The sequence below is a fragment of the Streptomyces sp. NPDC031418 genome (assembly GCF_055581605.1).
In genome coordinates, this window is sequence record NZ_JBVIJC010000006.1 from 363,882 (window position 1) to 386,883 (window position 23,002).

26 protein-coding genes are annotated in these 23,002 nt (G+C 69.9%); 14 read left to right on the forward strand and 12 right to left on the reverse strand.

Annotated elements, in window-relative coordinates:
• Positions 1-31 precede the first annotated feature (31 nt).
• From ACZ5CZ_RS10815 to ACZ5CZ_RS10825, 3 genes are read left to right on the forward strand one after another with little or no spacing between them, the layout of a single operon-like run.
• A complete protein-coding gene (locus tag ACZ5CZ_RS10815; protein ID WP_385842742.1) occupies positions 32-199 on the forward strand; it encodes a hypothetical protein in 168 nt (55 codons plus the stop codon).
• 6 nt (positions 200-205) lie between these two features.
• A complete protein-coding gene (locus ACZ5CZ_RS10820; protein WP_468941440.1) occupies positions 206-463 on the forward strand; it encodes an aromatic prenyltransferase in 258 nt (85 codons plus the stop codon).
• A 12-nt stretch (positions 464-475) separates the two neighbouring features.
• Positions 476-937 (forward strand): hypothetical protein, encoded by a 462-nt coding sequence (locus ACZ5CZ_RS10825; protein WP_468941340.1) that lies wholly within the window; start codon positions 476-478, stop codon positions 935-937.
• Here ACZ5CZ_RS10825 and ACZ5CZ_RS10830 read toward each other — a convergent pair.
• Together ACZ5CZ_RS10830 and ACZ5CZ_RS10835 are read right to left on the reverse strand one after the other, a co-directional pair.
• Positions 928-2,088, reverse strand: a complete 1,161-nt coding sequence (locus ACZ5CZ_RS10830; protein WP_468941343.1) for an ARPP-2 domain-containing protein — start codon at positions 2,086-2,088, stop codon at positions 928-930. The genes ACZ5CZ_RS10825 and ACZ5CZ_RS10830 overlap by 10 nt on opposite strands.
• The gene (locus ACZ5CZ_RS10835; protein WP_468941346.1) at positions 2,085-3,524 is read right to left on the reverse strand and encodes a hypothetical protein; all 1,440 of its coding nucleotides are present in this window, start codon (positions 3,522-3,524) and stop codon (positions 2,085-2,087) included. The genes ACZ5CZ_RS10830 and ACZ5CZ_RS10835 overlap by 4 nt, the downstream gene beginning before the upstream one ends.
• A 295-nt stretch (positions 3,525-3,819) precedes the next feature.
• On the opposite strand from ACZ5CZ_RS10835, the gene ACZ5CZ_RS10840 reads away from it, so the two are divergent.
• Together ACZ5CZ_RS10840 and ACZ5CZ_RS10845 are read left to right on the forward strand one after the other, a co-directional pair.
• Positions 3,820-4,389: a GNAT family N-acetyltransferase gene (locus ACZ5CZ_RS10840; RefSeq protein ID WP_468941349.1), complete on the forward strand. Its 570-nt coding sequence runs from the start codon at positions 3,820-3,822 to the stop codon at positions 4,387-4,389.
• Positions 4,390-4,678: 289 nt separating this feature from the next.
• Positions 4,679-4,801, forward strand: a complete 123-nt coding sequence (locus tag ACZ5CZ_RS10845; RefSeq protein ID WP_385842748.1) for a hypothetical protein — start codon at positions 4,679-4,681, stop codon at positions 4,799-4,801.
• Between the two features lie 593 nt (positions 4,802-5,394).
• On the opposite strand, the gene ACZ5CZ_RS10850 is transcribed toward ACZ5CZ_RS10845, so the two are convergent.
• Both ACZ5CZ_RS10850 and ACZ5CZ_RS10855 read right to left on the reverse strand, forming a co-directional pair.
• A complete protein-coding gene (locus tag ACZ5CZ_RS10850; RefSeq protein ID WP_468941353.1) occupies positions 5,395-6,216 on the reverse strand; it encodes a MerR family transcriptional regulator in 822 nt (273 codons plus the stop codon).
• Positions 6,217-6,343: 127 nt separating this feature from the next.
• Positions 6,344-6,895 (reverse strand): TetR/AcrR family transcriptional regulator, encoded by a 552-nt coding sequence (locus tag ACZ5CZ_RS10855; protein WP_385842754.1) that lies wholly within the window; start codon positions 6,893-6,895, stop codon positions 6,344-6,346.
• A 155-nt stretch (positions 6,896-7,050) separates the two neighbouring features.
• On the opposite strand from ACZ5CZ_RS10855, the gene ACZ5CZ_RS10860 reads away from it, so the two are divergent.
• Together ACZ5CZ_RS10860 and ACZ5CZ_RS10865 are read left to right on the forward strand one after the other, a co-directional pair.
• Positions 7,051-7,977, forward strand: a complete 927-nt coding sequence (locus tag ACZ5CZ_RS10860; protein WP_468941356.1) for an NmrA/HSCARG family protein — start codon at positions 7,051-7,053, stop codon at positions 7,975-7,977.
• Positions 7,974-8,855: a TIGR03620 family F420-dependent LLM class oxidoreductase gene (locus ACZ5CZ_RS10865; protein ID WP_468941359.1), complete on the forward strand. Its 882-nt coding sequence runs from the start codon at positions 7,974-7,976 to the stop codon at positions 8,853-8,855. The genes ACZ5CZ_RS10860 and ACZ5CZ_RS10865 overlap by 4 nt, the downstream gene beginning before the upstream one ends.
• Before the next feature lie 37 nt (positions 8,856-8,892).
• On the opposite strand, the gene ACZ5CZ_RS10870 is transcribed toward ACZ5CZ_RS10865, so the two are convergent.
• From ACZ5CZ_RS10870 to ACZ5CZ_RS10880, 3 genes are all read right to left on the reverse strand, one after another.
• On the reverse strand, positions 8,893-9,702 hold the full coding sequence (locus tag ACZ5CZ_RS10870; protein ID WP_468941362.1) for a YncE family protein: 810 nt from the start codon (positions 9,700-9,702) through the stop codon (positions 8,893-8,895).
• Positions 9,703-9,927: 225 nt separating this feature from the next.
• On the reverse strand, positions 9,928-10,368 hold the full coding sequence (locus ACZ5CZ_RS10875; protein WP_385842758.1) for a GNAT family N-acetyltransferase: 441 nt from the start codon (positions 10,366-10,368) through the stop codon (positions 9,928-9,930).
• A 224-nt stretch (positions 10,369-10,592) separates the two neighbouring features.
• Positions 10,593-11,063: a hypothetical protein gene (locus ACZ5CZ_RS10880; protein WP_468941366.1), complete on the reverse strand. Its 471-nt coding sequence runs from the start codon at positions 11,061-11,063 to the stop codon at positions 10,593-10,595.
• Between the two features lie 156 nt (positions 11,064-11,219).
• Here ACZ5CZ_RS10880 and ACZ5CZ_RS10885 point away from each other — a divergent pair, with 156 nt between their 5' ends.
• Both ACZ5CZ_RS10885 and ACZ5CZ_RS10890 read left to right on the forward strand, forming a co-directional pair.
• On the forward strand, positions 11,220-11,429 hold the full coding sequence (locus ACZ5CZ_RS10885; protein WP_385842761.1) for a helix-turn-helix domain-containing protein: 210 nt from the start codon (positions 11,220-11,222) through the stop codon (positions 11,427-11,429).
• On the forward strand, positions 11,429-12,013 hold the full coding sequence (locus ACZ5CZ_RS10890) for a Clp protease N-terminal domain-containing protein (RefSeq protein WP_468941370.1): 585 nt from the start codon (positions 11,429-11,431) through the stop codon (positions 12,011-12,013). Before ACZ5CZ_RS10885 ends, ACZ5CZ_RS10890 begins: the two co-directional genes overlap by 1 nt.
• A 751-nt stretch (positions 12,014-12,764) precedes the next feature.
• Here the strand turns inward: ACZ5CZ_RS10890 and ACZ5CZ_RS10895 are convergent.
• On the reverse strand, positions 12,765-12,947 hold the full coding sequence (locus tag ACZ5CZ_RS10895) for an Lrp/AsnC ligand binding domain-containing protein (protein WP_468941377.1): 183 nt from the start codon (positions 12,945-12,947) through the stop codon (positions 12,765-12,767).
• 26 nt (positions 12,948-12,973) lie between these two features.
• Between ACZ5CZ_RS10895 and ACZ5CZ_RS10900 the strand changes: the two genes are divergently transcribed.
• The 4 genes from ACZ5CZ_RS10900 (at position 12,974) to ACZ5CZ_RS10915 (ending at position 15,765) form a co-directional block, all read left to right on the forward strand.
• Positions 12,974-13,381 carry a hypothetical protein gene (locus ACZ5CZ_RS10900; protein ID WP_468941381.1) on the forward strand — a complete coding sequence of 136 codons (408 nt, stop codon included), beginning with the start codon at positions 12,974-12,976 and terminating at the stop codon, positions 13,379-13,381.
• Positions 13,382-13,606: 225 nt separating this feature from the next.
• Complete coding sequence (locus tag ACZ5CZ_RS10905) at positions 13,607-14,155, forward strand: hypothetical protein (protein ID WP_468941384.1); 549 nt, start codon at positions 13,607-13,609, stop codon at positions 14,153-14,155.
• Between the two features lie 339 nt (positions 14,156-14,494).
• On the forward strand, positions 14,495-14,929 hold the full coding sequence (locus ACZ5CZ_RS10910) for an ASCH domain-containing protein (protein WP_468941387.1): 435 nt from the start codon (positions 14,495-14,497) through the stop codon (positions 14,927-14,929).
• Positions 14,930-15,021: 92 nt separating this feature from the next.
• The gene (locus ACZ5CZ_RS10915) at positions 15,022-15,765 is read left to right on the forward strand and encodes a class I SAM-dependent methyltransferase (protein ID WP_468941390.1); all 744 of its coding nucleotides are present in this window, start codon (positions 15,022-15,024) and stop codon (positions 15,763-15,765) included.
• A 368-nt stretch (positions 15,766-16,133) separates the two neighbouring features.
• On the opposite strand, the gene ACZ5CZ_RS10920 is transcribed toward ACZ5CZ_RS10915, so the two are convergent.
• A complete protein-coding gene (locus ACZ5CZ_RS10920) occupies positions 16,134-17,255 on the reverse strand; it encodes a tryptophan 7-halogenase (protein ID WP_468941393.1) in 1,122 nt (373 codons plus the stop codon).
• Entirely contained in the window at positions 17,252-19,195 is a 1,944-nt protein-coding gene (locus ACZ5CZ_RS10925) for a LodA/GoxA family CTQ-dependent oxidase (protein WP_468941396.1), read from the reverse strand. The genes ACZ5CZ_RS10920 and ACZ5CZ_RS10925 overlap by 4 nt, the downstream gene beginning before the upstream one ends.
• Positions 19,196-19,588: 393 nt before the next feature.
• On the opposite strand from ACZ5CZ_RS10925, the gene ACZ5CZ_RS10930 reads away from it, so the two are divergent.
• Complete coding sequence (locus tag ACZ5CZ_RS10930) at positions 19,589-20,566, forward strand: L-threonylcarbamoyladenylate synthase (protein ID WP_468941399.1); 978 nt, start codon at positions 19,589-19,591, stop codon at positions 20,564-20,566.
• Between the two features lie 378 nt (positions 20,567-20,944).
• On the opposite strand, the gene ACZ5CZ_RS10935 is transcribed toward ACZ5CZ_RS10930, so the two are convergent.
• Positions 20,945-22,240, reverse strand: coding sequence for an MFS transporter (locus ACZ5CZ_RS10935; protein WP_468941401.1), 1,296 nt, complete (start codon positions 22,238-22,240; stop codon positions 20,945-20,947).
• A complete protein-coding gene (locus ACZ5CZ_RS10940) occupies positions 22,237-22,776 on the reverse strand; it encodes an ArsR/SmtB family transcription factor (protein WP_468941404.1) in 540 nt (179 codons plus the stop codon). The genes ACZ5CZ_RS10935 and ACZ5CZ_RS10940 overlap by 4 nt, the downstream gene beginning before the upstream one ends.
• Positions 22,777-23,002: the final 226 nt, after the last annotated feature.

Here is a 23,002-nt window from a genome sequence, read left to right on the forward strand (position 1 = left end):
CCCTTACCTGTGTGAGGGCGCATGGCTCGGTATGCGCACCACGACCCAGCCGGCGGAGAAGCGGGACGTCAACCTCCGGGTGTGCTACCGCCGGCCCGTCCATCCGGTGCCCCGGCTGCGCGAAGCCGGCCTGCTGCGCTTCGACGGCCATCCCATGGAGAGCCTCCTCGACGAACTCGTCGACCGGTTCCCCCTGTGATGGGGCATCGACGCCTCCCTCAGCGGCTCGGTCGACAAGCTCTGGCTCCTGTTCGACCACGGCATCCCGCTCGCCGACGCCCTGGCCCTGCCCCATATGCCGGAGGCGGCCCGCGCCGCCCAGGGCCACTTCGACCGGGTCGGCATGGACCGGATCGGATTGATCGCCCTGAACTTCGCGCACCGCGCCCTCAACATCGGCGTGGCGAGGTTTCACTTCTCGGCTGTTCGGGCTCCCCGCGAAGGCCGACGGCAGCGGGCGTGAAAACCTGGCGCGATGGATACGTTCGCGGCCCGGCTGGAGGGCGCATGGCAGTGGTGGTCCGCCGCCATCGAGGAAGCACAGGAGGGCAGCTGGCTCCGTGACGCCGTGGAACGGCAGGTGATGGCGGACATCAGGGCTGCCACCAACGCCCTGCACGGCGGCAGGCCTGCGCCGTTCACCGCGGACTCGTGGCACGTACGCATCGGGCGGATCTCCAACTGGGCCGGAGTGCTCCGGCTGGCCGCCCGGGCGGGCGGATGGGAACTGCACTCCGTCGTCGGGCGCAGCCCGGCACAGCCCGCCGGAATGGCCGAACTGCTCTCCGGAATCTACGCGATCGGCGAGCAGGGCGAGATATGGATGAGACAGCTCCTGAAAGGACGGTTCCCGGCGGAGAACGAGATCGCCCTGGCCGAGGGATTCCTGACCGGGCCGGGATCCGTGGAGGACCTTGAGCTGTTCTTCTACGACTGAGGGGCCCGGGTTCGTTTCTGCTGCCTGCGGTATCCGTCCAGGACGTCCTGGCGCAGCAGGAAACCGAACCCGGCGGACTCCAGCCGCAGCCCCAGCTGCGCCTCACCGATACCGAGATCGGCTGCGGTGTCGGCCAGGTGCCAGTCGTGGGCGGCAAGCCTGCTCAGAAGGTGACCGCGACGAACCTGGTTCTCGGACAGGCGAAACGTCTTGAGGTAGGCGATCCGGCCGCTGTCGTCGGTGATGGCCTCACCGATGTGGTTCTCCTGCTTGGGGCGGAAGGCCGGCAGGAAGCGGGAGAGGGTGAAGCGTCCCATCCGGTAGACCGACTGCCAGGTGTAGGTGTGTTCCAGCAGGCCGGTCGCCATGGTGGTGTCGTGGAAACGCGTCCAGGCATGTTCCTGCTCGGCAACCGCCGTGCGCAGGTCGGCCAGGGAGCGGATCTGCTGGTCGGGTATGCGGGCCCGGAAGTCCGGCACCGGCGGCATCAGCGTGGCGTAGTGGTGGATCAGTTCGCCGTACAGGTCCTTCAGGAGCGTCGGGTGAAGGGCACGGTAGTCGTCGGGATGCGGAACCACGAACGCGGCAGCGAGCGCGTCGGCGACGTAGACCATCACGCCACACTGGCCGGGGTGGATCTCGAAGATGCGCAGTGCGTCGGCGAGCCCCCGCACCTCGGCGCCCGTATAAGCCTCCTCGACGCGAGGAGAGAGCCCTTGGCGGACCGCACGCTGCGACCACTCCTCCCACGCGATGGTGGGTCCGCCGAAGTGCAGCGCCAGGTAGCCTTCCAGCGCCAGGTGCATGGGCAGGAACCGCAGCCGGTCCTTGGCCTGACGGCGGGCCATTCTGCGGTGGTGGCGCAGACCCATCGTGGCCGGGGGAGGCGTGTTCTCGTCGGCGGAGAGCTGGGTGCCGTAGGCGGCCGCCGGTGTGCCGTCATCGGTCCAGGTGGCGACGAAACCGTGCGGGACATAGGAGAGGTAGGCACGGCGCGGGCCGACCTCGACCAGCCCGGCCGCATCGTCGTAGAGCTGCGAGTGCAGACGCAGGTCGTCCATGGGTTCGTCACGCACGAGCGGCACCAGTCTGACGGCGTTCCAGACCTGGGACGGGCGGGTGGCCAGGCCGGTCAGGTCCAGTGTCGTCATCGCGCCCGCTCCCGCTCATGCTCGCTGATCATCCGGTCCACCCGGGTGTCCATGTAGGTTTTCAGTTCGGCCAGGCCAGTGCGGCCTTCCGCGAACTGGGCGAGTTCGACCAACGCGGGAAGATCCTCGGCGTCACGGATACCCGCGGTGGGCACCGTCGCGGACAGCCGGCGCACATCGAAGTCGGCCGCGTCATACACCGGGTTGAGATGGACGATGCTGGTGCGGCGCTCAGGGTCCAGCCGGGTCCGCCAGATGCGCAGCACCTCGGCGGCCAGGCCGGGAGGCGCGTTGTCCCATCCGTCGGAGACGATCACCAGCCTCGACGGGGCGGTGTCCAGCGCGTCGAGAATCCGCCGGCCGACCGGCGTCGGCCCGTACGGACGGGTCAGCAGCGCGTCGGTCCGCCCGGAGGTCCACAGCCCGGTGTAGTCGTCGGCCAGGGCCGCGAGCAGATAGTGGCAGGCCAGGGCCACGGCCAGCGGCCGACGCCGTTTGTGGGCCGACCCGAAGGAGGAAAAACTGTCATCCAGTACGGCGGTGACCTTGCCCCACCTCGCGCGGTGAACGCCGGCCACCCGGTCGGCCGCCGATTCCAGGGCGTGGGTCAACTCGGCACGCCGAAGCCGGCGTTCCTCGACCGGCAGAGACAGCACATAGGTCGCCAGTCGGGTCAACGGCATCCCCGCCAGGTCCGCCTGCACCCCGGTAGCCCCACGTTTCTGCGCGGACTCCTGGAGCCGCAAGGTCTCCAGCCGGGTCAGCCGCGGAGCTATTCGTTCCAGGAAGACATCGCGGGCAATGCCGTACTTGGCGGCGAAGCCCTCGGCGACCGTATAGGGCAGTTCGTACAGGGCTGCCTGCTCATAATGCGCGCGGCGCCATGTCTCCAGGAGGGGTGTCGCATAGTGCGGGCGGGCCAGCGGCGCGAACAGGAATGTCCCCAGCTCTTCGGTGGCGGGGGCCAGGTGTGCATGGCGAAGGGCTCGCTTGAGGCCACTGCGGTACTTCACGGCGTCGAACGCCAGATCCGGGCGGGCGGACAGCCAGTCACGCATGATCGCGCGGCAGCGACGGTGGTTCACCCTGGCCCGGCGCAGGTCGTCGAACAGTCCGTAGACGCGTTGGGGCGGCAGCGTCGCAAGACGGGACGCGATCAGACGGCCCTCGCTGCGACGCTGCTCGGCAGTGGCCTCGCCGCTGGTCTCCAGCAGCCGTCGGATGATCAGGACCGCGTTGTGGTCGTTGATGTCGAGCGCGAGGACCCCGGCGTACAGGTCGCGGTAGTTCCCCAGCATGTACGCATGGAGAAAGTCCAGGGACAGCTGCTGCTCGCCCGCGTCGCTGTGGAACTCACGCTGGCCGGTGGAGGTGATCGCCGCGTTGACGAAGAGCAGTACATCGTCGGCTGCCAGGAGGTCCCCGTACGAATCCATCCAGATCTTTCCCCCAGGAGTGCTGACGCCGGCCGGGGAATGGGGGCACGAACTGCGAATCATTGCTTTATAGGCAGGTTCCGGAAGTCGCACCGGAGTCCCGCGGCCGGCCCCAGGACCGTAACAGAGCAGGCCACAGGCCCTCCACTGACTTACGACGTGGGGAGCGACAGACGCGGGTCCTTGGCCGTGGTGTGCAGGCGGCAGTGCCATGCTGCTACTCCTCCAGCCCCGGTGACAGACGCAGCCCGAAAAAGCCTTGGACCGTCAGACCCGTCTCGGCCATGATCCTCACGTGACCACCTACCTCGAGTCGGAGCGCCTGACCCTGCGCCCCTTCACCGCCGCCGACGCGGACCTGCTGATCGAGCTGGACAGCGACCCGGCGGTGATGCGCTACCTGACCGGCGGCGCTCCGACCCCGCCGGAGGAGGTCCGTGACCTTGTCATCCCCGGCATCCTCGCCGGCTACGAGCGCTGGGATCACGACCTCGGCCTGTTCGCGGCGTACGAGAAGGACGGCGGCGCGTTCGTCGGCTGGTTCTGCCTGCGTCCGCTGCGCAGCGGCCCGCGTGAGGAGGCCGAACTCGGCTACCGCCTGCGCCAGGCGGCCTGGGGCCGGGGCTACGCCACCGAGGTCTCGCAGGCGCTGCTGACGAAGGGGTTCGCCGAGCTCGGCATCCGCATGGTCTGGGCCGAGACGATGACCGTGAACCGCCCTTCGCGCAACGTCATGGAGAAGCTCGGGATGACACTCGCGGAGAGCATCCCCACGCCGGACGACATGATGGCGGTCGAGGGTTCCGAGCACGGGGGCGTGCGGTACGAGATCACGAAGGAGCAGTGGGAGCGGCGGCAGGCGTAGGCGGCGCGAGGCGCGGTGCCCGTGGATGTGAAGTCATCAGCCCGCACGGCCTTGTCTCATCCTGCCCCATCGGGCATGTCCCGACAGCATCTCGCCGAACTCGTCGCTGAACTCGCCCGGCATGGCAGGCGCAGCAGGAGTCTGCGGTGCGGGAGCGGCGCGGCGGCGATCGCGCCGCGAGGCTGGTGCTGACCCGAAGCATCGTCTGGTGTTCGTCGACCGGGTGCTGGCCACGCTGGCACACCTACGACACGATCTTCCGCACTCGGCCCTGGCTGTGCTGTGAGGAGTGGACCGCTCCACGGTGTCCGTCGCGATCCGGCAGGTCCGGCCGCTGCCGGCGGCGCGCGGGTTCGCCGTGCCCGACCAGCCCGGCATCCGGCTGCGCACCATCGAGGACGTGTTCGCCTAGGCCGGGGCCGAGGACGCCGAGCTGCGCATCGACGGCACCGACGTGCAGGCCCGAAGTCCGGACGTCCGGGCCGCAAGGCGTTCGTGTCCGGCAAGCGCAAGCAGAACACCATCACGACCACTACGCTCAGCGACGGCCAGGGGCGCACCCTGTTCCGCGGGGTCGTGCGGCCAGGACGGATGCACGACCGGACCGCGGTGTGCACCGAGGGCATCGCCGAGCAGCTGCGCTGCCACCCCGCCGGCAAGGTGCATGTCGACGAGGGCGATCGAGGCCTGGCCAACCAGTTCCCGCAACAGGTCACCCCCCCGCAAGCCGAAGAGGGACGCGCCCCTCGGCGAACAGCACGCCTGGCGGCACGAACGCCGAGCACAGTCCGCCGATCGGATCTGCGTGGAGCACGCCAACGCCGAGTACAAGCAATGGCGGTCCCCGCAGCGCTACACCGGCCGCCGCGAAGTTTTCGCCGAGACCCAAGCTTCCTATCGCTCCCCAAGCCGTTAGGGGCTGGCGCAGTATCGAGGTTGGGCAGCGGGGGCCGTAGCGGTCTCCCGCCGCCCGAACGTGGTCCGGTGAGGCTGGGGCGCGATGGATCAGGCCCGGGTCACCGGTGCCTGGAGTTCCGTCACCCAGCCGTCGCGGTCTTCCGGGCACTCCAGGTTGATCTCGCGGGGGTATCCGGTCGACTGGTAGCCGTTGGCGTCGATCCAGCGGGCCAGCGCCTGGGCGGTCGGGAGTACGGCGTCCATCGAACCGCGGTGCACGATGGTGGCTGCCTGGTCGAGGGACGGCAGGTCGAGGATCCGGAAGGTGCCGCCCTGGAGAGGGGCGGAGGCCTGGACGGCGGCGTGGACGCTGATCCTGCCTCCGCCCTCCGGGGCGTCCTCGTAGTACGCGATGCCGGGGCCGGTGGGGGTGACACCCGCTGAGTCCAGGCACCGGAACAGCTCGTCGTAGAGCGGCCCGATGACCGGGCCGATGTCTTCGGGCTCGAAACTCGCGGCGGTTGCGGTCAGCTCCGCCACTCGGACGGAAGGGACGCTCTTGATGACGACGTCGTTCGTGGGCATGTGCCCCTCACTCTCGATCGCTCGGAGCCTCGCCTCGACCTGGACCAGCCGTGCTTCCGCGGCAGCCATCGCGGTCTCCAGTTCGGCCCGCCGCAGCCGCAGCATGCCGCGCAGTTCCTCGAGGGTGACCTTCTCGTCCACGATGTCGTGGACTTGCTGGAGGGTGAACCCGAGGTCCTTGAGCGCGATGATCCTGTTGAGGCGGGCGAGCTGGGCAGCGGTGTAGTAGCGATAGCCGCTGAAGGGGTCGACGTGAGCCGGGCGCAGCAGTCCGGTCGCGTCGTAGTGACGCAGCATCCGGACCGAGACGCGGCCATGCCGGGCGAAGTCTCCGATGGTGAACATGATGTCTCCGAGCTGACCGCCTGACACGGTGTGAGGGTCAACGCATTGAGCATGAAGGCGCTCTCCGCAGCAGAAACGGCTCGATCCGCGCCCACAGCTCATCAGGCACTGACCGGGGGAGGGAGCTTCAGCGTGCGCGTACTCCGTCGATGGCCAGGGTGAGGAGCCGGTCGGCCTCGCCTGGGCCGTCGGGATCACCCTCGGTGGCCAAAGCGATGGCGCCGACGAGTTTGAGTAGCTGGGCGATGGTGACGTCGGGGCGCACGGCATTCATGCGGCGGGCGCGGTCGAGCAGTTCGCCGCCGGCGCTGGTGATCATGGCGTGGCAGGTGCTTCCCAGCGTGGGGTCGCCGTCGTGGGCACCGTGCATGAGGGATGCTCCCAGACCCCGGTTGGCGACGGCGTGTGCGCCGACGGCGCGGAGCCAGGTGACGAGTGCGGCTCCGGGATCGGGCGCGGGCAGCAGGTCGTGGGCCTTGGCGCAGAGGGTCTCGACCCGGCCCTTGAAGACGGCTTCGAGGAGCAGCTGCCGGGAGGGAAAGTGACGGTGGAGTGTGGCTGAGCCGACGCCGGCGTGCCGGGCGATCTCCTCCAGCGAGGCGTCGGCGCCGTGCTCGGCGACCAGGCTCTCGGCGGCGGCCACGATCCGCTCGTAGTTGCGGCGTGCGTCGGCACGCATCGGCCTCGGAGCGGGGCCGGCTGCACTTTGGGGCACGGAAACTCCTGACGGCTTGCTAACTGGGGTGGCCCTCCATATCGTAGCGACCGATAAACGGAGGTCCACCCCAGTTATGGGGGCGTGGCCCCTCGTCGGCGTGCGATACGGGGAGATCCGTGGAACCGACAGGAAAGACCGTCGTCGTGGTGGGGGCGACCGGCCTTCAGGGCAGGGCCGTGACACATCACCTGCTCCGGGACGGCTGGCAGGTACGCGCACTGACGCGGGACCCGTACGGGGCCCGGGCGACCGCGCTGGCGCAGGCGGGAGCGGAGGTGGTGCGGGCGCAGATGGAGGACGTCGACTCCCTGGCCGTCGCGGCCGAGGGCGCCTGGGGTCTGTTCAGCGTCCAGCCCACCGTCGGCTCGCCGGGCACCGCGCCGGACTTCACCGCCGAGGACGAGGTGCGCTGGGGTGTGAACGTCGCCGAGGCCGCGCACGCCGCAGGCATCGGGCACTTCGTCTTCACGTCGGTCGCCGAAGCGGACCGGCACCTTGAGGAGAAGCTCCCGGTGAACCTGGTCAGCAAGTGGCGGATCGAGCAGCACATCGCCGCGCTCGGCCTGCCCGCGACGATCCTCAGGCCCGTGTCCTTCATGGAGAACTTCACCGGCGGATATGCGCTGCGGAACGGAAGCCTCTCCACCGGGCTCGCTCCGGAGGTCCCGCAGCAGTTCATGGCCGTCGACGATGTCGGCGCCGTCGCCGCGCTGGCGTTCGCCCGGCCGAAGGAGTGGATCGGCCGCGATGTCTCCCTGGCCGGGGACGAACTGACGCCGGTTCAGATCGCTGCGGCCATCGGAAGGGCGCTCGGCATGTCGCTGCCCTATGTTCAGGTCCCGATCGACGCGATCCGGGCCCTGAGCGAAGACTTCGCCTACGCCAACGAGTGGCTCAACACACTCGGCTACCGCGCCGACATTCCCGCCACCCGGAAGATCCACCCCGCCACGATGGACTTCGGCACCTGGCTGGAGCGCACCGGTGCGTCCCGGATCGTCGCGTTCCTGGACTCCACGCGCACCGCAGGGCAGGACGCGTGAGCGCCGGCCCCCACGGCCTCGGACGCATCGGGATCTGGGCAGGGAACTTCGACCACCTTCCCGCATCCCCGCTCTGTAAGGCTGCCGCCGCGATCGAAGACCTCGGCTACGGCACCCTGTGGTTCCCCGAGACCACGGGACGGGAGGCGATGGCACAGGCCGCGATCCTCTTGTCTGCCACCCGGCACATGATCGTGGCCGCCGGCATGACCGACATCTACGCCCGTGACCCGGTCACGGCCGCCGCCGCGCAGCGCACCCTGGACGAGGCATTCCCCGGACGGTTCCTGCTCGGCCTGTGGGACAGCCACCCCAGCCTCGCCGAGGACATCCGCGGCCACCGCTTCGGGCCGCCCCTGGCCACCATGCGCTCCTACCTCGACGCGCTGGACACCGCCCCGTTCGGGCCACCCGGCACGACCGCATCACCCCACCGCGTACTCGCGGCCCTGCGGTCCGACATGCTGGCCCTTGCCGCCGAACGCATTCGGGGCGCAACGGTGCTGGGCATGCCCGTCGAGTACACGCGCACCGCCAGGACCGTCCTGGGCGACGATGCCCTGTTGGCCGTCACCCTGATGTGCGTGCTCGGCAAGGACCATGCAGACACCTCAGAACTGGCCCGCACCGCGGCCGCGGCCGCCCTGCCGAACCGCCGCGGACTGCTGCGAGGACTTGGATACGCGGACCCGGACGCGTTCGACGACCGGCTGGTCGACGCACTGGTGGCCCACGGCAGTGCCGAGGACATCGCCCATCGCGTCCAACAGCACTTCGACGCCGGAGCCGACCACGTCAGCCTCCACCTCCTGACCCCGACACCGGGCATCGCCCCCATCCGCCAGCGGGAACACTTGGCCACCCACCTGCTGCCCTGACCGGATCCGTCCCACCGCGGCACCACTCATCTGGGTATCAGTGCGGAGCCGCCGACTTAAGGATGTCCGCCGTCAAAACAACGAGTACTGAGCCGGAGTCAGGAGCGGTGATATAGGTGGTCCTCATATCCGGGGCGACAGCAACCCCAAAGGACGAGTTTCCTACGATGACGGGGTGGCCGACCTTTTTCGTCGCGACGTCAATGACGTACAACTCGGCTGCCTCGTCCAGGGTGTCGCTCAATGAAAAGGCATAGCGTCCGTCCGGAGTGAACGTCACATCCGTCGCCGCGCAACCCACCACGATGGGCGGGTCGGAACTGACTGTGTCGGTCTCCGTTTCGATGATTTCGATGAGACACGATCCGTCTGTTGGCGCGTAGGCGCGACGCCCGTTCCTGGTGATCGCCACCGCTATCGGAGCGCCCTCCATTGACTCGGTGTGTCCGGTAAGCGTATTGCTGGCAATGTCAATAATGGACAAGCTTTCACCCAAGCTGAGAGCGGCATAGGCACGCTCTCCATTCGGAGTCAGGGCCACGCCTGCGGGAAATCCCGGCACGCTGATGCTGGTGATGACGTCGTGGTTGAGGAGATCGAGCACGCCCACTCTGTCCGGGGTCAGGGATACGTAGGCGTGCCGGCCGTCCGGCGTGATCGCTATCCCCCAGGGATTGTGGTCCAACGGGATAACCGTTTCCACCGCCCCGGCCATCGTGTCGACCACACTTATGGAGCGCGAATCGTGGTTGGCTACGTACAGGTGGAGTCCATCAGGTGAAACAGCCACGCCCTTCGGTCCTTGCCCCACAGGTATCGTGGCCAGGGCCGAATCGGACAGCACCATGACCACCACTCTGCCTCTCGTTGCTGTGCCCCGACTGCTTTCCGCATTGTGATCCATCTCGAAGGGTGGATCTCGGCGGAGCGTCTCGCAAGCGGTACGGCTGGAAAGGGTGAAAGCCGTCAGCAGAACCCGGTCATCGCATCGACGCCGTCCTTCGCCCTGCGGTCGGGCCGGGAGGGCCGGCACCACACCCTCGGACAGCTTCCAGCAGCGGCCAGGCCCGTGTCAGGAGAGGCGCAAGTCGATCCAGGGGATGGTGTCGCCCGGCAACAGGTATCGCTCGGTCTCTACGAACCCGTGTTTCAGTGCGAAGCGCAGTCCATCCTCGTTGGAAGAGAGGACGACCGTCTCGATCACCTCGGCGCCCAGCTTCCGGGCCCGGTCGAGCCCTCGCGCATAGAGTTCCTCGCCGATGCCCCGCCCACGGTGAGCAGGAAGCACGCGGGCGATCACGGTGGCCGTCAGGGTGTCACCTACCGGCGGGCGGACCGTGGTGCAGCCCACCAGCGCGTCGCCCAGGTAGGCGACCTCGAGGTGATTGCGCCCAGCGCGTTCCCGTGCCTCGTCGAGAGACAGAACGTGGGTAGGAATGATCACGTTGTGGACGTACAGCCAGTCTCTGAGCACGTCCTCGTCGATCGGCTGCTGGAAACGAAGGTCAGACATCGGAACAGCAAACCCGAGTGCACCGCAAAGATCAACACAAGGCGAACCTGCGCAAGGGCAAGAACCTTCCCGCGCCTGCAAGGCAGTACTGAGCGCTCCAGCAACGGGAGTTCACAAACCGGCTCGTCGTGAGCAACTCGCGAGAGCCGGCGGTGAGCTCAACTGGTCCAGATGCGTTGACAATTACTGTTGATCAGGGTCGCCGAGAGCCTGGCGCGCTTGGACTACTTCGCCCAGCGTTCCATGGCCGGAGCGGCGCCGATCAGGCACTCGACGTCGGTCGGGAAGCCGACGAGGGCGTAGGCGGTCAGGCGCACATGACCCTCAAGGCAGACCAGGTCGTCCTGCCTCTCGCCGACGAGGATGAGCGGGGGAAACCGCTCGCCTCTGATGAACGCGCGGGCCGCGTCGACGAACGGCTCGTTGGGCACGTCGAACGCCCGTTGTCCTGCCCGGATGCGTGCGGCCGCGTCGGCCGGCCGGCGGCTGCCACCCGATAGTTCGACCCAGTAGGAGTAGTCGAGGTAGCGAACGCTGGCCGCCTCGTCCGCGGACAGGAGTGCCCTGGTCCACGCGACGTGAGGGGGGAAGTTCTCGAACAGGTCGCGGTTCTCGCCGTAGCCGCGTGTCGCAGCGAGGAGGGCCCGTCGTGCGAGGTTCGCTCCAGCGTCGGAGAGGTTCGGATGCGTCAGCAACTCCTCGGCCTGCCCGGCTGCCGCCAACCGGGGCCGGAGGTCCTGGCCGAACCTCCGGCTGGTCAGCTCGCTACTCCGGGCGCAGGCGACCATTCCCGCGTGCCCTGGTCGTCAACCACCGTTGACGCAAGCTCGATGTCAACCTAAATTGACATCATGAGTGAGGCAACCGAGCTCGCCGAGCGTGCCGGTGACCCTGATCCGCGGGTCGGACTGCGGGCCGTGGCCGCGCTGCGCCGACTGCTGGAGCAGCTGGAGGCGGTACAGGTGCGCAGTGCGCGAAACCAGGGCTGGTCGTGGCAGGAGATCGCCGCGGAGTTGAGTGTCAGCAGGCAGGCCGTGCACAAGAAGTACGGGAGGCGTTGATGTTCGAGCGGTTCACCAAGGATGCCCGGGCGGTGGTCGAGGGCGCGATCGACTACGCGAGGGAGGGCCGGGCGGGCACCGTCGGCGCCGAGCACCTGCTGCTCGCGCTCCTCGACCGCGAGGGGAGCCGGGCCTCCTTCGCGCTGTCCGCACTGGGGCCGGCCGGGTGCCGGGACGGGGTTCGCCGGGCCCTGCGGGAGGCGGAGCGGCGCGCCGGTCTCACCCGGGCCGAGGCCGACGCGCTGGCGGGGCTGGGCATCGACGTGGGGGAGGTCGTGGCGCGGGTGGAGGAGGCGCACGGTGCCGGAGCGATGTCCGGGGGCGCCGACGGTCACCGGGCGGGCGGACGCCGGCGGTCCGGGCGGCGGCCGGGTTTCGGCCGGGACGCGAAGGGCGTGCTGAAGAGCGCCCTGCGGGTAGCGGTCGCCCGGCGTGAGCGGCACCTCGGGGACGAGCACCTGCTGCTGGCGCTCACCGCGCTGCCGGGCACGGCAGGGGAAGCGCTGGCGGACAGCGGGGTGACGTTCGAGGGAGTCACGAGGGTGTGCCCACCGGGGCACTCCGCCGGGCTGCCCGGGAGGTAGGGATCACCACGACGGACACCTCGTTCTTGATGCGCAGTGTCAGGGCTCGTCCAGGACTGCGGCAAACGCCGCAGTCCGAAGGCCCACGCCGCAGTCCGAAGGCCCACGCCGCAGTCCGAAGGCCCACGCCGCAGTCCGAAGGACCCGGCAGGTGTCAGAACGCGCCGCCGTCGAAGTGACCGCCGTCGTGGCCGCCGCTGTGGTGGCTCCCGCCTCCGTCGTGGTGCGTGCTGTGGTGTCCGCCCCCGTCGTGGTGCGGGGAGTGATGCCCGGCACCGTGGCTGCTTCCACCGCCGGGGTGGTGAGTGTGATGGTGGGTCGGCTGCGACGCCCCGCCGATGTCCTGGTCGGGGATTTGGCTGGGGATTGGGTGGGCGGCGCTGGATCCCGTGGACGCCGCCGTTGCCGCACCGTTCTCGTTCAACTTCCCCTTCCCCTTCCCCTTCCCATTCCCCTTCTCCTTCGGCGCCGGGCTGGGCGGGCGCGGAGCGGGGGGCGAGGACGGCTTCTGCCGGGCGACCGGGGCGGGAGACTTCGCAGGAGGCTTGTCCTGGAGCCATCCCTTGATCCCCTGCCAGGCCAAGCAACCCACGGATACCCAGAAGATGAGGGCGAACAGGCCTGCCATCAGGTGCACCTCCGATGCGTAGGCCGCCACTGTGAGGGTACGTCACATCACTTTCGCCGGACCAGGTGCCCGAACGCTCAGGGGCCTCGCCCGGACCACTCATTGATCGGCTCGATACGCGCCCTAGTCGGGCGCGGGAAGGCGTTCTGGCGCGGTGTTGCTCACCTGCTCAAAGACGACCGAGGTACGAAAGCCGGTGATTTCGCTGCGCTTGCTGAGCCGGTCGGTCAGGAAGGCGTGCAGGTGGTCGAGGTTCTGCACCGCCACGTGAAGGAGGAAGTCATCGCCTCCGGAGAGGACGAACACGTGGCTCCACACAGGTCGAGGGGGCGATGCCGAGCTGCCGGGCGATCACACCTGCCCACCTCCCGGCCACGGCGGACGTCCCCGCGCTGCTCGGACACATCGCCGGTGCCCTCGCCTCGGGCGGCCACCTCGTCGTCACCTACCGCGACCTCACCGCGGAGCTGCGCGGCACCGACCGCTTCATCCCGGTACGCAGCAGCGACGACCGGCTGCTCACCTGCTTCCTGGAATACCGCGACGAGGACACGGTCGTCGTCCACGACCTGCTCCACAACCAGACGGACGGCTCCTGGCAGCAACGGGCCAGCAGCTGCCCCAAGCTGCGGATCCCGCCCGACTGGCCGGCCGAGCAGTGCCGGGCGGCGGGACTGGACGTCCACCGCGACACCGCCGACTCCAGGGGTATGCGGATGGTGCACGCCGTAAAGCCCTGACTGCTCGGCGACGCGGGGGCGCTTCAGCGGCGGCGGGCCGGCCCGCGACGGGCGGAAGCGCTCGTGGAAGTATGCCGCCGGCGGGGTGGTGCTGAGCCCCTCGGACGAATCACAGGAAAGGTTGTTCATATGGGGGACATATCGGCCGAGTGGCGCCGTATCCAGCAGTCACCTCCTCCCGAGCTCGTGGCGGAGGCGGCTGCGAACCCGGGCGGGTCGGTTGCGGTGATCGACTCTGACCTTGTCGGCGACCCCAACGGCTACGTTCCGGCGGAAGCCGTCCGGGGCGTCTGGGTGGTCGGCGAGGACGGGAAGCTGACCGGTGAGTTCGTGGAGAATCCGAACTTCGGCCCGCCCAAGGACGACTTCGCCAAACTCGTCGATTCCCAGCACTGGCTGGGCTGGCTCGGCGAACAGCCTGCTGTTGCCGTGCGCGACTCCATCGCGGGGATCCTGGCCGACCAGGTCGCCGGAGCGGATCTGGAGTGGATCAAGATCCTCGACGTGCCGCGCTACCTCACCGCCGGCCGCCCCCGACCGGACGACGCGAGCCGCCTGGTCGTCACCCGGGCCGGCATCGCCCTGTCCTTCGCGCTCGGCGTGACCAGCCCCGGACGCGAACGGGAGATCCTTCAGGGCGTGTTCTCCTGGGTCGCCGTCGGCCTCGACCGGCCCGGGGAACGCAAGGACCGGGTCTGGTTCGACCTACGAGCCGACCTGGACTGGGCCGAGACGCAACTCCGCGAACGGATCTACCGCGTCGGCCAGGACTGAGCTTCCGGCACCGCTTGAAGCCGCCCAGTCTGCCGCACCCTCGGGGGAGACCGAGGCCGTCGAGAGGTTGGGGGCTCGTGGGCATCGCCGGCGTCAATGTTCTGGCTGGGTTGCGTACAGCCGCCCTCCGTCGCCGCCTCAGCCGGTGGCTCGACCGTCACCTGGCCACCGGCGATCCGCAGGGCCCTGCTCGCAGCCCGGGCGGAACGCCTGACCGCGGCCGTGGCGGACCGTGCTCGAACTCGGCCAGCGGACACGGCGGTTGGATCCGAAGGCCGTGACCGAACCGGTGGTCGCGCCGGCCGGGCCGTCCGCCACAGGCTCGGTAGTCTGCCTGGCATGGACATTCATGATCTTCCGGTGGCGGAGTTCGCTTTCCCCGGACCATTGCGGGACCAGTTGGTCGCCGCGATCCTGTCCGGTGCCAAGACCACCACCTCGGCGCTGGTGCTGGAATACGAGCGAGAGAACGAGCCGTTGCCCACGGTCGGCCAGCGGCTGGCCGTGGTCGACTCCGAAGGGCTGCGGGTCGCGGTGATCGAAATGACCGAGGTGCGGGTGGTCCGACTCGCCGACATCGACCTACAGCATGCTCTCGACGAGGGCGAAGGCGACACATCGGTGGCCGAGTGGCGGGCCGGGCACGAAGCGTTCTGGCACAGCGCGGAGGCGCGAGAGGAACTGGGCGACCCCGGATTCACCGTCGACGACGACACCCAGGTGCTGGCCCAGCGCTTCCGGCTGGTGCACACGGTCCAGGGCTCGTCCGGCTGATCACGGGCCGAGCCGGGGCCGGACCGAGGTGGGGGCCGTCCGGTGCCCATATCGTGTTGACCACCGTCGGCAGGCACTGCTGGAGTCGGCACGTGAACAGCATCCCCGCCAACCGGCGGTTCTGGAACCGGATCAGCAGCGCCTACCAGCGCAAGCACGACCCGCACATCGGCGCCGCACCTCGGCTGTGGGGTATGTACTCCATACCTGACGCGCACCTGCACGCCCTGGGCGACGTCACCGGCAAGCGCGTCCTCGAACTCGGCTGCGGCGCCGGCCAGTGGTCCAGGGTCCTCGCCGCCGAGGGCGCCACCGTGGTCGGGCTCGACCTGTCCGAAACGCAACTCGCCGCCGCGGTCCGCGCGATGGGCGCGGCCCGCTACCCGCTCGTGCAAGGCGCAGCCGAACAAATCCCGTTCGCCGCCGACAGCTTCGACCTGGTGTTCTGCGACTTCGGTGGGCTCAGCTGGGCGCCCCCGCACCTGGCCGTCCCGCAGGCCGCACGCGTTTTGCGTCGAGGCGGGCGCCTGGTGTTCAACGTCGCCAGCCCATGGTTCGAAGCTTGCTACGACGAAGCCGCCGGCCGCGTGAGCACGACGCTGCAGAAGGACTACTTCGGACTGAACACCATCGCCGAAGAAGACGACGGCGCGACCAGCTATCAGCTCACCTACGGCGACTGGGTCAGGGTTCTTCGCGGCGCGGGTCTCGTCATCGACGACCTCATCGAGCCGCGGCCCGAACCCGGAACACCCAACGGCTACAACGAAACCGACCCACCTGACTGGGCACACCGCTGGCCGGCGGAACTGCTCTGGGTAACCCACAAACCGTAGGTTCCGCCGCGCCGAGACATGAAGGAGCCGCCCGCCGGGCAGGCGCGGGTGACGGTCTCGTGGAAGACGTAGGCGCGTTTGCCGAAGCGTGCGGCCACGGCCCGGAAGATCTTCAACGCGTTGATCGTCCGCCCCACTTCGTTCCTCGAGCTGCTCGGTCAGTTCGCGGGCGCCCGCGGCGTACAGGACACGGCGGATCGTCTCCGAGGGCGACCCGGTGGCGGCGGACGCGGCCTTGGCGGCGGCGCCTTCGCCGTATGAACTGCGGAATCAGGCTCATTCAGAGGACGCGAGTGCCCGTGGCCCCCAGATGGACGAGGTAGGCGGCGCCGCCTGTGCGAAGCATGTCGTACGCCAGGCCCGCCCGGTCAGGCGGGAGGCACGAGGACCTGTCTGCGTCGCCAGAAGGGACTGGTGGGCCAGCGTCGCTCCCAGGAGTGGACGGCGCGGTGGCCGAGCAGATAGGTGTCGAAGGTCTCCTGGAGCTGCGCGGTGTAGCGGGCCAGGGCGTGCGGTTCGCCGTCGAGGTGGGCGTGCACCGTCCGGCCGGCGCAGATTCCGGTGTAGAGCGCGGTGAGGACGCCCTGGGAGGAGACCGGGTCGTACGCGGCCGCCGCGTCGCCGACGGCAATCCACCCGTCGCCGACCACCGGGTCCAGCCGAGCGGTGTGGGCGGCGCAGCGCAGCGGCAGGTGGCCGGGACGGGGCGGGCGGTCGAGGGCGCGCGCGGCGGTGTGGACGGTGGCGGCGAGCCGGCTGAGGAAGACCTCGGGGGTGGTGAGGCCGGCCGGGGTGAGATCGGTGTCGGTGAAGAAGGTGACAAGGCGGCCGGTGGGGTGGCACGGGGCGGTGTACCACCATCCGTCGGCTGCGGACTCGACCAGGGAAAGGTGCTCGGTGTCCCGCGGGTCGTCGGCGAGTTGGAGGTGGACGGCGAGGAGCCGGTCGTAGCGGTGGCGCAGGGCTCCGCAGCGCACGGCGACGCGGGCGCGCCGGCCGGTGGCGTCGACCAGCCACCGGCAGCGCAGCGTCCGGTGTACGCCGGCGGCCGTCAGTGTCACCCGCCAGCCGCCGTCGGGATCGCGTGCGGGGCGTCCCACGGTGGTGTGCTCGGCGACCTGGGCGCCGTGGGCCAGGGCACGGGAACGCAGCAGGCGGTCGAAGGCGGGCCGGTCAAGGTGCCAGCCGTGTCCGTGGGGGTCGTCGATGAAGTGGACCTGCCGCGGATCGGACGAACCCCAGGCGGAGACGGTGCCCTGGCACACACGGTGGTCGCGGTCCAGTGTGCCGGGGTCGACACCGAGGTCGCGCAGCAGCATCCGGGCGGCGGGCACGAGGGACTCACCCGTTTTCGGCGGCCCGGTGCCCGCATCGGCGAGCAGGACGCTGCGCCCTGCGGCGGCCAGTGTGATGGCCGCGGCGGCACCGGAGGGACCGCCGCCGGCGATCACTGCTTCGTAGTACCTGCCGTCGGCGGGTACGGCGGTCACCCGCTCTCCCGGAACGGGTCGACCTTGTCGACGTAGCCGGCCGAGATCTCCTCCTCCTCGAAGCGCGTCCGGCGAACGACCTCACGCGTGGCCCGCTGGGCCGCGGTGGGCGCCGCGGGTGCGACGGGGCCGGCTTCGGGGACGTGGACGTTGACCAGGTTCCTGCGGTCGCTGACCGGGGGGAAGGCGGGGGTGGACTCCACCAGGATGCTGACCGGGAACTTGTTGTCCTTGGCGGCGTATGTGTGTGTCTCGACGATGCCGAACCCGGCCCACCCCTTGACCATGTCGTGGTACGCCTGGGGCTTTGCCGGATGGAGGAAGCGCAGCCAGACCGCGCGACGGGCGAAGGCCTGCTCCCGCTCGTCGTCGCTGTTGCCGGGGTCGTTGACGGTGTCGAAGTCCTCCTGCTTCAGCACATGGTTGGGCACCCGGGCGGGCCAGAAGGTCGGCAGGTACGGGCTGTAGCGGGGGCCGATATTGGCCGCGAGTTCGTAGCCCGAGCGGCAGCTCGCGGTGTCGGTCTGCCAGGGCAGCCCCATCCAGCGGGTCAGGTCGCCCGGTCCCTGGGCGTACAGCGGGCCGTTGGAAGCCAGCGCCTTGTCGGGCGTGAGCAGGGCGCCGTAGTCCGGGTCCTGTCCGTCGGTGCGGTGCAGGATGCGGAAGGGCTCCTGGTACAACGTGCGGTGGCGGATGGGCCAGGTGACCTCGCAGCCCGGGTGGAAGGCGTCGGCGAGGCAGGATTCCAGCATCGCCCGGTCGAGGAGCCCGGGCTGTAGGGCGACGGGCGCTCGGTCGAGGTCGGGGTGCGGAGTGGAGGGCGTGGTGTCGAAGTCCCCGTTCACCCACATCTGTAGCAGCGCGTCCTGGGTGGGGGTGATCACGTTGTGCTGGCGCACCGAGCTGGGGTGGGTGGACATGGCGTCGCCGTACAACCAGGGCCAGGGCAGGGGTGACATACCGTCGCGGTCGTAGTTGCGCAGGTGGTAGTAGACGCGCTGGCGGAGGTCCTGGTACTGGGGTTTGTTGCTGCCGAGCGTGGCCAGGGCCTGGGGGGAGGAGAAGTCGTTGGCGGCGCCCCAGCCGTACTCGGCCGCGAAGCCCTCGTTGACCCACTGGAGTCCGGTGAACCGCAGCAGCAGAGGTTTGATGTGCTCGTCGAAGGTCACCGGGTCGGGCAGGGGGATCTCCTGGTTCCTGACGAACAGGTCGTACAGCAGGTCGTAGAGCGTCACGATGCCTCTGACGTCCGGCGCATAGTTCGGCGGTGAGACCACGACCCAGGCCGGTGCCGCCGTGTAGACCTGGTCCCCGATCGTGACCTCGGCGGTGACCGGGCCGTCAGAAGTGTCGTCGTACCAGCCGTCGTTGTTGCCGAACGAGGTCAACTCGGTCGGGGGATCGGTGAAGGAGGCGGAGGTCCCTCGGCCACCCAGCACCTTGAGCCTGCCCGCCTCGTCGGTCCGCAACTCGCCCAGGTACACACCGACACCGTTGACGGCCCCCTCGAAGGGCTTGCCGATCTGACCGAGGCCGGAGATCGACTGCGCGGGCGGGGTGTTCTTCAGGCGGCTTCGATCGGCTGTGGCGGCGTTGCGGCGCCCGAACTGGGCGACCGGCAGGTTCCGGGCCTCGGGGATGTCCAGTGCGAGGGAGAAGGCGTACCAGGCCGCCTTCTTGTTCGCGAGCGAGACGGTCCACGTCACGCCGGCGCCGTCGTCCCCGTGCTTGATCTCCCGCAGGACATTGCCGTCGGAGTCGTACCCGTACACGCGGAACCGGGCCGCCTGCCTCTTGATCGCGGAGACGCTGTCCTTCGAGAAGCCCGGCTCCCTCGGCGGCTCGTCCGGGCTCTCGGGGCCGAGGAACACCCCCTCGCCGTTGCCGACCCGCGCGATACCGATCGCGGGATGGATCTTCACATACGCGATGTCCGACATGGGTGCGCTCCAGCTGATCTTGCCGAACCACCGGCAAACCGCGGCACCGGGCACCACGCCTCACGGGCAACCGGGCCCGGCCCGGAACCGCCGGTGGCTTGGATGGGAAAGGCGACCCGGGCACAAGGGCGGACGGCATCTGCACACAGGGGCCGCGAGAACGGACACAAGGCCTCGGAGGCGCTCGCCCACACCGAAAGAGTGTGAGGAAGACCACTCACCACGATAGGCAGGTCTGCGGCCCGGCCGCACATCGAGGATCACCCCCTGACCCGGCGGCTTGTGGGTGCGCGCGCCCGCGTCGGACGCGTGGTTGCTGCATGGCCGGGTGCGGTGGGTGACCGGCCGGGTGCAGGTTCAGGGCTGCCCGGTGACGCACCTAGGATTGCAAGGGTGACGGCAAGAAGCAGTGACATCGAGAAGGCAGCCGGCGTGCTGCGCGCAGGCGGCCTGGTGGCTCTCCCGACCGAGACCGTGTACGGACTGGGCGCCAACGCCGAGGACCCCGCCGCTGTCTCGCGCATCTTCCAGGTCAAGGGGCGGCCGCCTTCCCACCCGCTGATCGTGCACATCGGCGGGGCGGAGCACCTGGACGACTGGGTCGAGGGCGTACCTGCCACGGCCCGCCTGCTGGCCGAACACTTCTGGCCGGGCCCCCTCACGCTGGTCCTGCGGCGTGGTCGCCGGGTGCCCCTCGAAGCGACCGGTGGCCTGGAGACGGTGGCCGTGCGCGTGCCCGACCACCCCGTGGCGCTCGAGCTGCTGTCGGCCTTCGGCGGTGGTGTCACGGCCCCGTCCGCCAACCGCTTCGGTTCGGTGAGCCCCACGACCGCGGACCATGTCCGTGCGGAGCTGGGTGACGCCGTCGACTTCGTGCTGGACGGCGGCCCCTGCGAGGTCGGTGTCGAGTCGACCATCGTGGACGCCACGGGCGAGGTCCCGGCCATCCTGCGGCCCGGCGGGGTGACGCGCGAGGACCTCGAAGCGGTGCTGGGGCGCCCGCTCGCGGTCCCTGCGACCAGCCGGGTCCGGGTGCCGGGCCAGCATCCGTCGCACTACGCACCGGACGCGCGGGTCGTCCTGGTCGAGCCGGAGAAGGTCGTCGCCGAGGCGGCGCTGGCGCAGGAGCTGGGGCACCGGGTGGGCGTCTTTCTTCCCGCGTCCTTCGCCGACGCTGAGGTGAAGGCGCACGCGGTGGTGCACGTCCCCCGTTCGATGGCCGCCTATGCGCGGGGGCTGTACGGGTATCTGCGTGAACTCGACCAGCAGGGGTGCGACCTCATCGTTGCGTCACTGCCGGAGGAGGAAGGGCTGGGACTGGCGATCGCCAACCGGCTCCGCCGCGCCGCAGGCCCCCGGCCCACCGTCTGACCAGCGCCGAAGCCGCTCCTTAGTGCTCCCGGATGCGGAGGCCTGGCGGTTCCGTGGCGGATTCCGCTGAGCTTCCGCCCGTCCGGCAGGCCGGGAACAGCTGCGCCCGCCCTACCCCGCGCCGGCGTCGCCGAGCCCGGATGGCGGCCGCCACCCAGCAGGCATACGCCACCGAGCAGGCATACGCCGTCCAGCCGGCGGAGCTGCGGGCGATGGTCCGACGGCGCCGGGGCGCCTTCGAGGACCTACTCCGGCGGAGCCTGAGCGGAGACCTCGCAGCCACCACCGGATGGGCTGCAATGACGAAGGGGCGCACGCATCTTCCCCGTTCCCGGGTGACCCTGGGGCCGCCTGGGTTCAGCACTGGCTCGACGACTTCTACGGGCCCTGCACGGCACGCTCCTGAGCAGGACCCCGGGATTCCGGTTGGTCCTGATCACCGGCCGGAGCGGCGGCGCGCAGCGCCGCCTCGACCCGGCGGTTGCTGGTCATGGTCGCGGTGACGATGGTCATGGTGAGGAGGAGGCCGGCGGCGGTGTAGAGCGGGGTACGCACGTCGTAGGTGGTGGCCAGCCAGCCGCTGAGGAAAGCGCCGAACGGGGCGGCGCACATGGCGAGCATCCGGGAGGTGGAGGCGACCCGGCCCATCAGATGGGCGGGAACGATCGCCTGCCGGAGGGAGGGGCCGAGCACCATCGTGGCGCCCATGCCCGCGCCGCAGACGGCGAGCGCGAGGCCGGCGACGTACGGGTCCGGGGCGGCGGCAAGGCCCAGGACGGCGAGTCCCTCGACTGCGGCCGTGCAGGTCAGCGCGGTGCCGGTGCCGAGTCGCCGGCCGAGGAAGGAGGCGATGCCTGCGCCGAGCAGGCCGCCGGTGGCCTCCGCCGTCAGGAGCAGGCCGAAGCCGAAGGTGTGGATGCCGAGACGCTCGTGCGCGAAGAGGGCGAGTACGGTTTCCACGGCGAGGAAGGCGATGTTCCCGACCGCCGGACGCAGCGCGAGCCCGAGCAGCAACTGGTCCCGGAAGACGTACGAGGCTCCGGCCCGCGCCTGCCGCAGCAGCGACTCACGGGCCTGCGGTACGGGCCGGGGTGCGGCGGGCAGCGATCGTACGAGCAGTGCGGAGAGCGCGAACGAGACCGCGTCGGCGAGCAGCGGAACGGCCCGCCCGATCGCGAGCAGGGCACTGCCGGCGGGCGGCCCGGCGAACCCGGACGCGGCGGTCTGGGAGCCGCGCAGGCGGGAGTTGGCGCGTTCCAGGAGCGCGGGGTCGCGGCCGAGCAGATCCGGCAGGTAGGCCGTGGCGGCGGTGTCGAAGAAGAGTCCGCCGAGGCCGAGGAGGAAGGCGACGGCCGCGAGCAGGGGAATGCTCAGCACGTCCAGCCCGGCCGCTGCCGCGGGTATCGCGAGCAGCACCGCACGCGCCGCATCCGTGACCCACATCGTGCGCCGACGGTCCCAGCGGTCCACCAGCGCACCACCGAGCACCCCGAAGAGCAGCCACGGCAGCGTTCCGGCGGCCGTGACGACGGCGAGCGCCATCGGGTCCCGCGTCAACGTCAAGGCGAGCAGCGGCAGCGCGGCATGGGACACCCCGTCACCGAGGGAGGACACCGTCTGCGCAGTCCACAGCCGTCCGAACCCGGTCGGCAGCTTCCGAAGGGCTGAAGTCACTGGTCGTCCCCTTCGGTCTGGCCGCCAGATGCCGGGTGGAACAGTGCGAAGACGAGCGACGCGTCCGGCAGCGACGGATCGGACAGCTCCCGGTACTCGTCCGCCAGTGCCTCCAGTCGTGCCCCCAGCTCCGCGAACTGCTCGTCGGTGAGCCGCAGATGCGCCATCCGCACATACCGCTCGCCGTCCACCGGGGCTGCTTCCAGGTCGGCCACCGCATGCCGCATCAGCACATCCGGGCCTCCCTCGCCCGGATCCGGCAGCACGATCGCCCGTGCGGCAATGGCGTAGTACCGCTCGGTGACACCCCGGACCTTCCGCGTCCGTACGACCTTCACCAGGCCGGCCCGTTCGAGTAGCCGTACGTGGTAGCTGGAACTGCCCTTCGCAAGGCCCACGCGCTCGGCGATCTGCGTGATCGTCGCGGGCTCGAAGCGGAGCACGGCCATGATCCGGTGGCGCGTGAGATTGGAAACGGCGCGTAGCTGCTCGTCAGTGGTGACGTGGAACGTCTCGGGGAGGTCATCGGTAGGCATGGACCCCAATGGTCAACACTTCTTGACCATTGCGCAAGGGAGTTTCGTTTCCGGCTTCCCGGATCGGCTGTCGAGCCCGTGCGAGCCCTCCGACAGCACCCTGGGGGGGGGGGGGGGGGGGGGGGGGGGGGGGGGGCACCCCCCCCCCCCCCCGTGTTGCCCTCCCGGCGGGTTGGGTTTTCGTGTCTTCTCTGTTTATGTCCAAGCCGGGGAGGAGGAAGGGGAG

Bases quoted from the DNA above. Each gene is read 5' to 3' on its own strand.
- ACZ5CZ_RS10925 (WP_468941396.1), bottom strand. From the start codon at position 19,195: ATGTCGGACATCGCGTATGTGAAGATCCATCCCGCGATCGGTATCGCG.
- ACZ5CZ_RS10855 (WP_385842754.1), bottom strand. From the start codon at position 6,895: ATGCGTGCCGACGCACGCCGCAACTACGAGCGGATCGTGGCCGCCGCC.
- ACZ5CZ_RS10900 (WP_468941381.1), top strand. From the start codon at position 12,974: ATGCCGAGCTGCCGGGCGATCACACCTGCCCACCTCCCGGCCACGGCG.
- ACZ5CZ_RS10825 (WP_468941340.1), top strand. From the start codon at position 476: ATGGATACGTTCGCGGCCCGGCTGGAGGGCGCATGGCAGTGGTGGTCC.
- ACZ5CZ_RS10870 (WP_468941362.1), bottom strand. From the start codon at position 9,702: ATGGTGCTGTCCGATTCGGCCCTGGCCACGATACCTGTGGGGCAAGGA.
- ACZ5CZ_RS10830 (WP_468941343.1), bottom strand. From the start codon at position 2,088: ATGACGACACTGGACCTGACCGGCCTGGCCACCCGCCCGTCCCAGGTC.
- ACZ5CZ_RS10890 (WP_468941370.1), top strand. From the start codon at position 11,429: ATGTTCGAGCGGTTCACCAAGGATGCCCGGGCGGTGGTCGAGGGCGCG.
- ACZ5CZ_RS10835 (WP_468941346.1), bottom strand. From the start codon at position 3,524: ATGGATTCGTACGGGGACCTCCTGGCAGCCGACGATGTACTGCTCTTC.
- ACZ5CZ_RS10850 (WP_468941353.1), bottom strand. From the start codon at position 6,216: ATGTTCACCATCGGAGACTTCGCCCGGCATGGCCGCGTCTCGGTCCGG.
- ACZ5CZ_RS10910 (WP_468941387.1), top strand. From the start codon at position 14,495: ATGGACATTCATGATCTTCCGGTGGCGGAGTTCGCTTTCCCCGGACCA.
- ACZ5CZ_RS10885 (WP_385842761.1), top strand. From the start codon at position 11,220: ATGAGTGAGGCAACCGAGCTCGCCGAGCGTGCCGGTGACCCTGATCCG.
- ACZ5CZ_RS10875 (WP_385842758.1), bottom strand. From the start codon at position 10,368: ATGTCTGACCTTCGTTTCCAGCAGCCGATCGACGAGGACGTGCTCAGA.
- ACZ5CZ_RS10815 (WP_385842742.1), top strand. From the start codon at position 32: ATGCGCACCACGACCCAGCCGGCGGAGAAGCGGGACGTCAACCTCCGG.
- ACZ5CZ_RS10940 (WP_468941404.1), bottom strand. From the start codon at position 22,776: ATGCCTACCGATGACCTCCCCGAGACGTTCCACGTCACCACTGACGAG.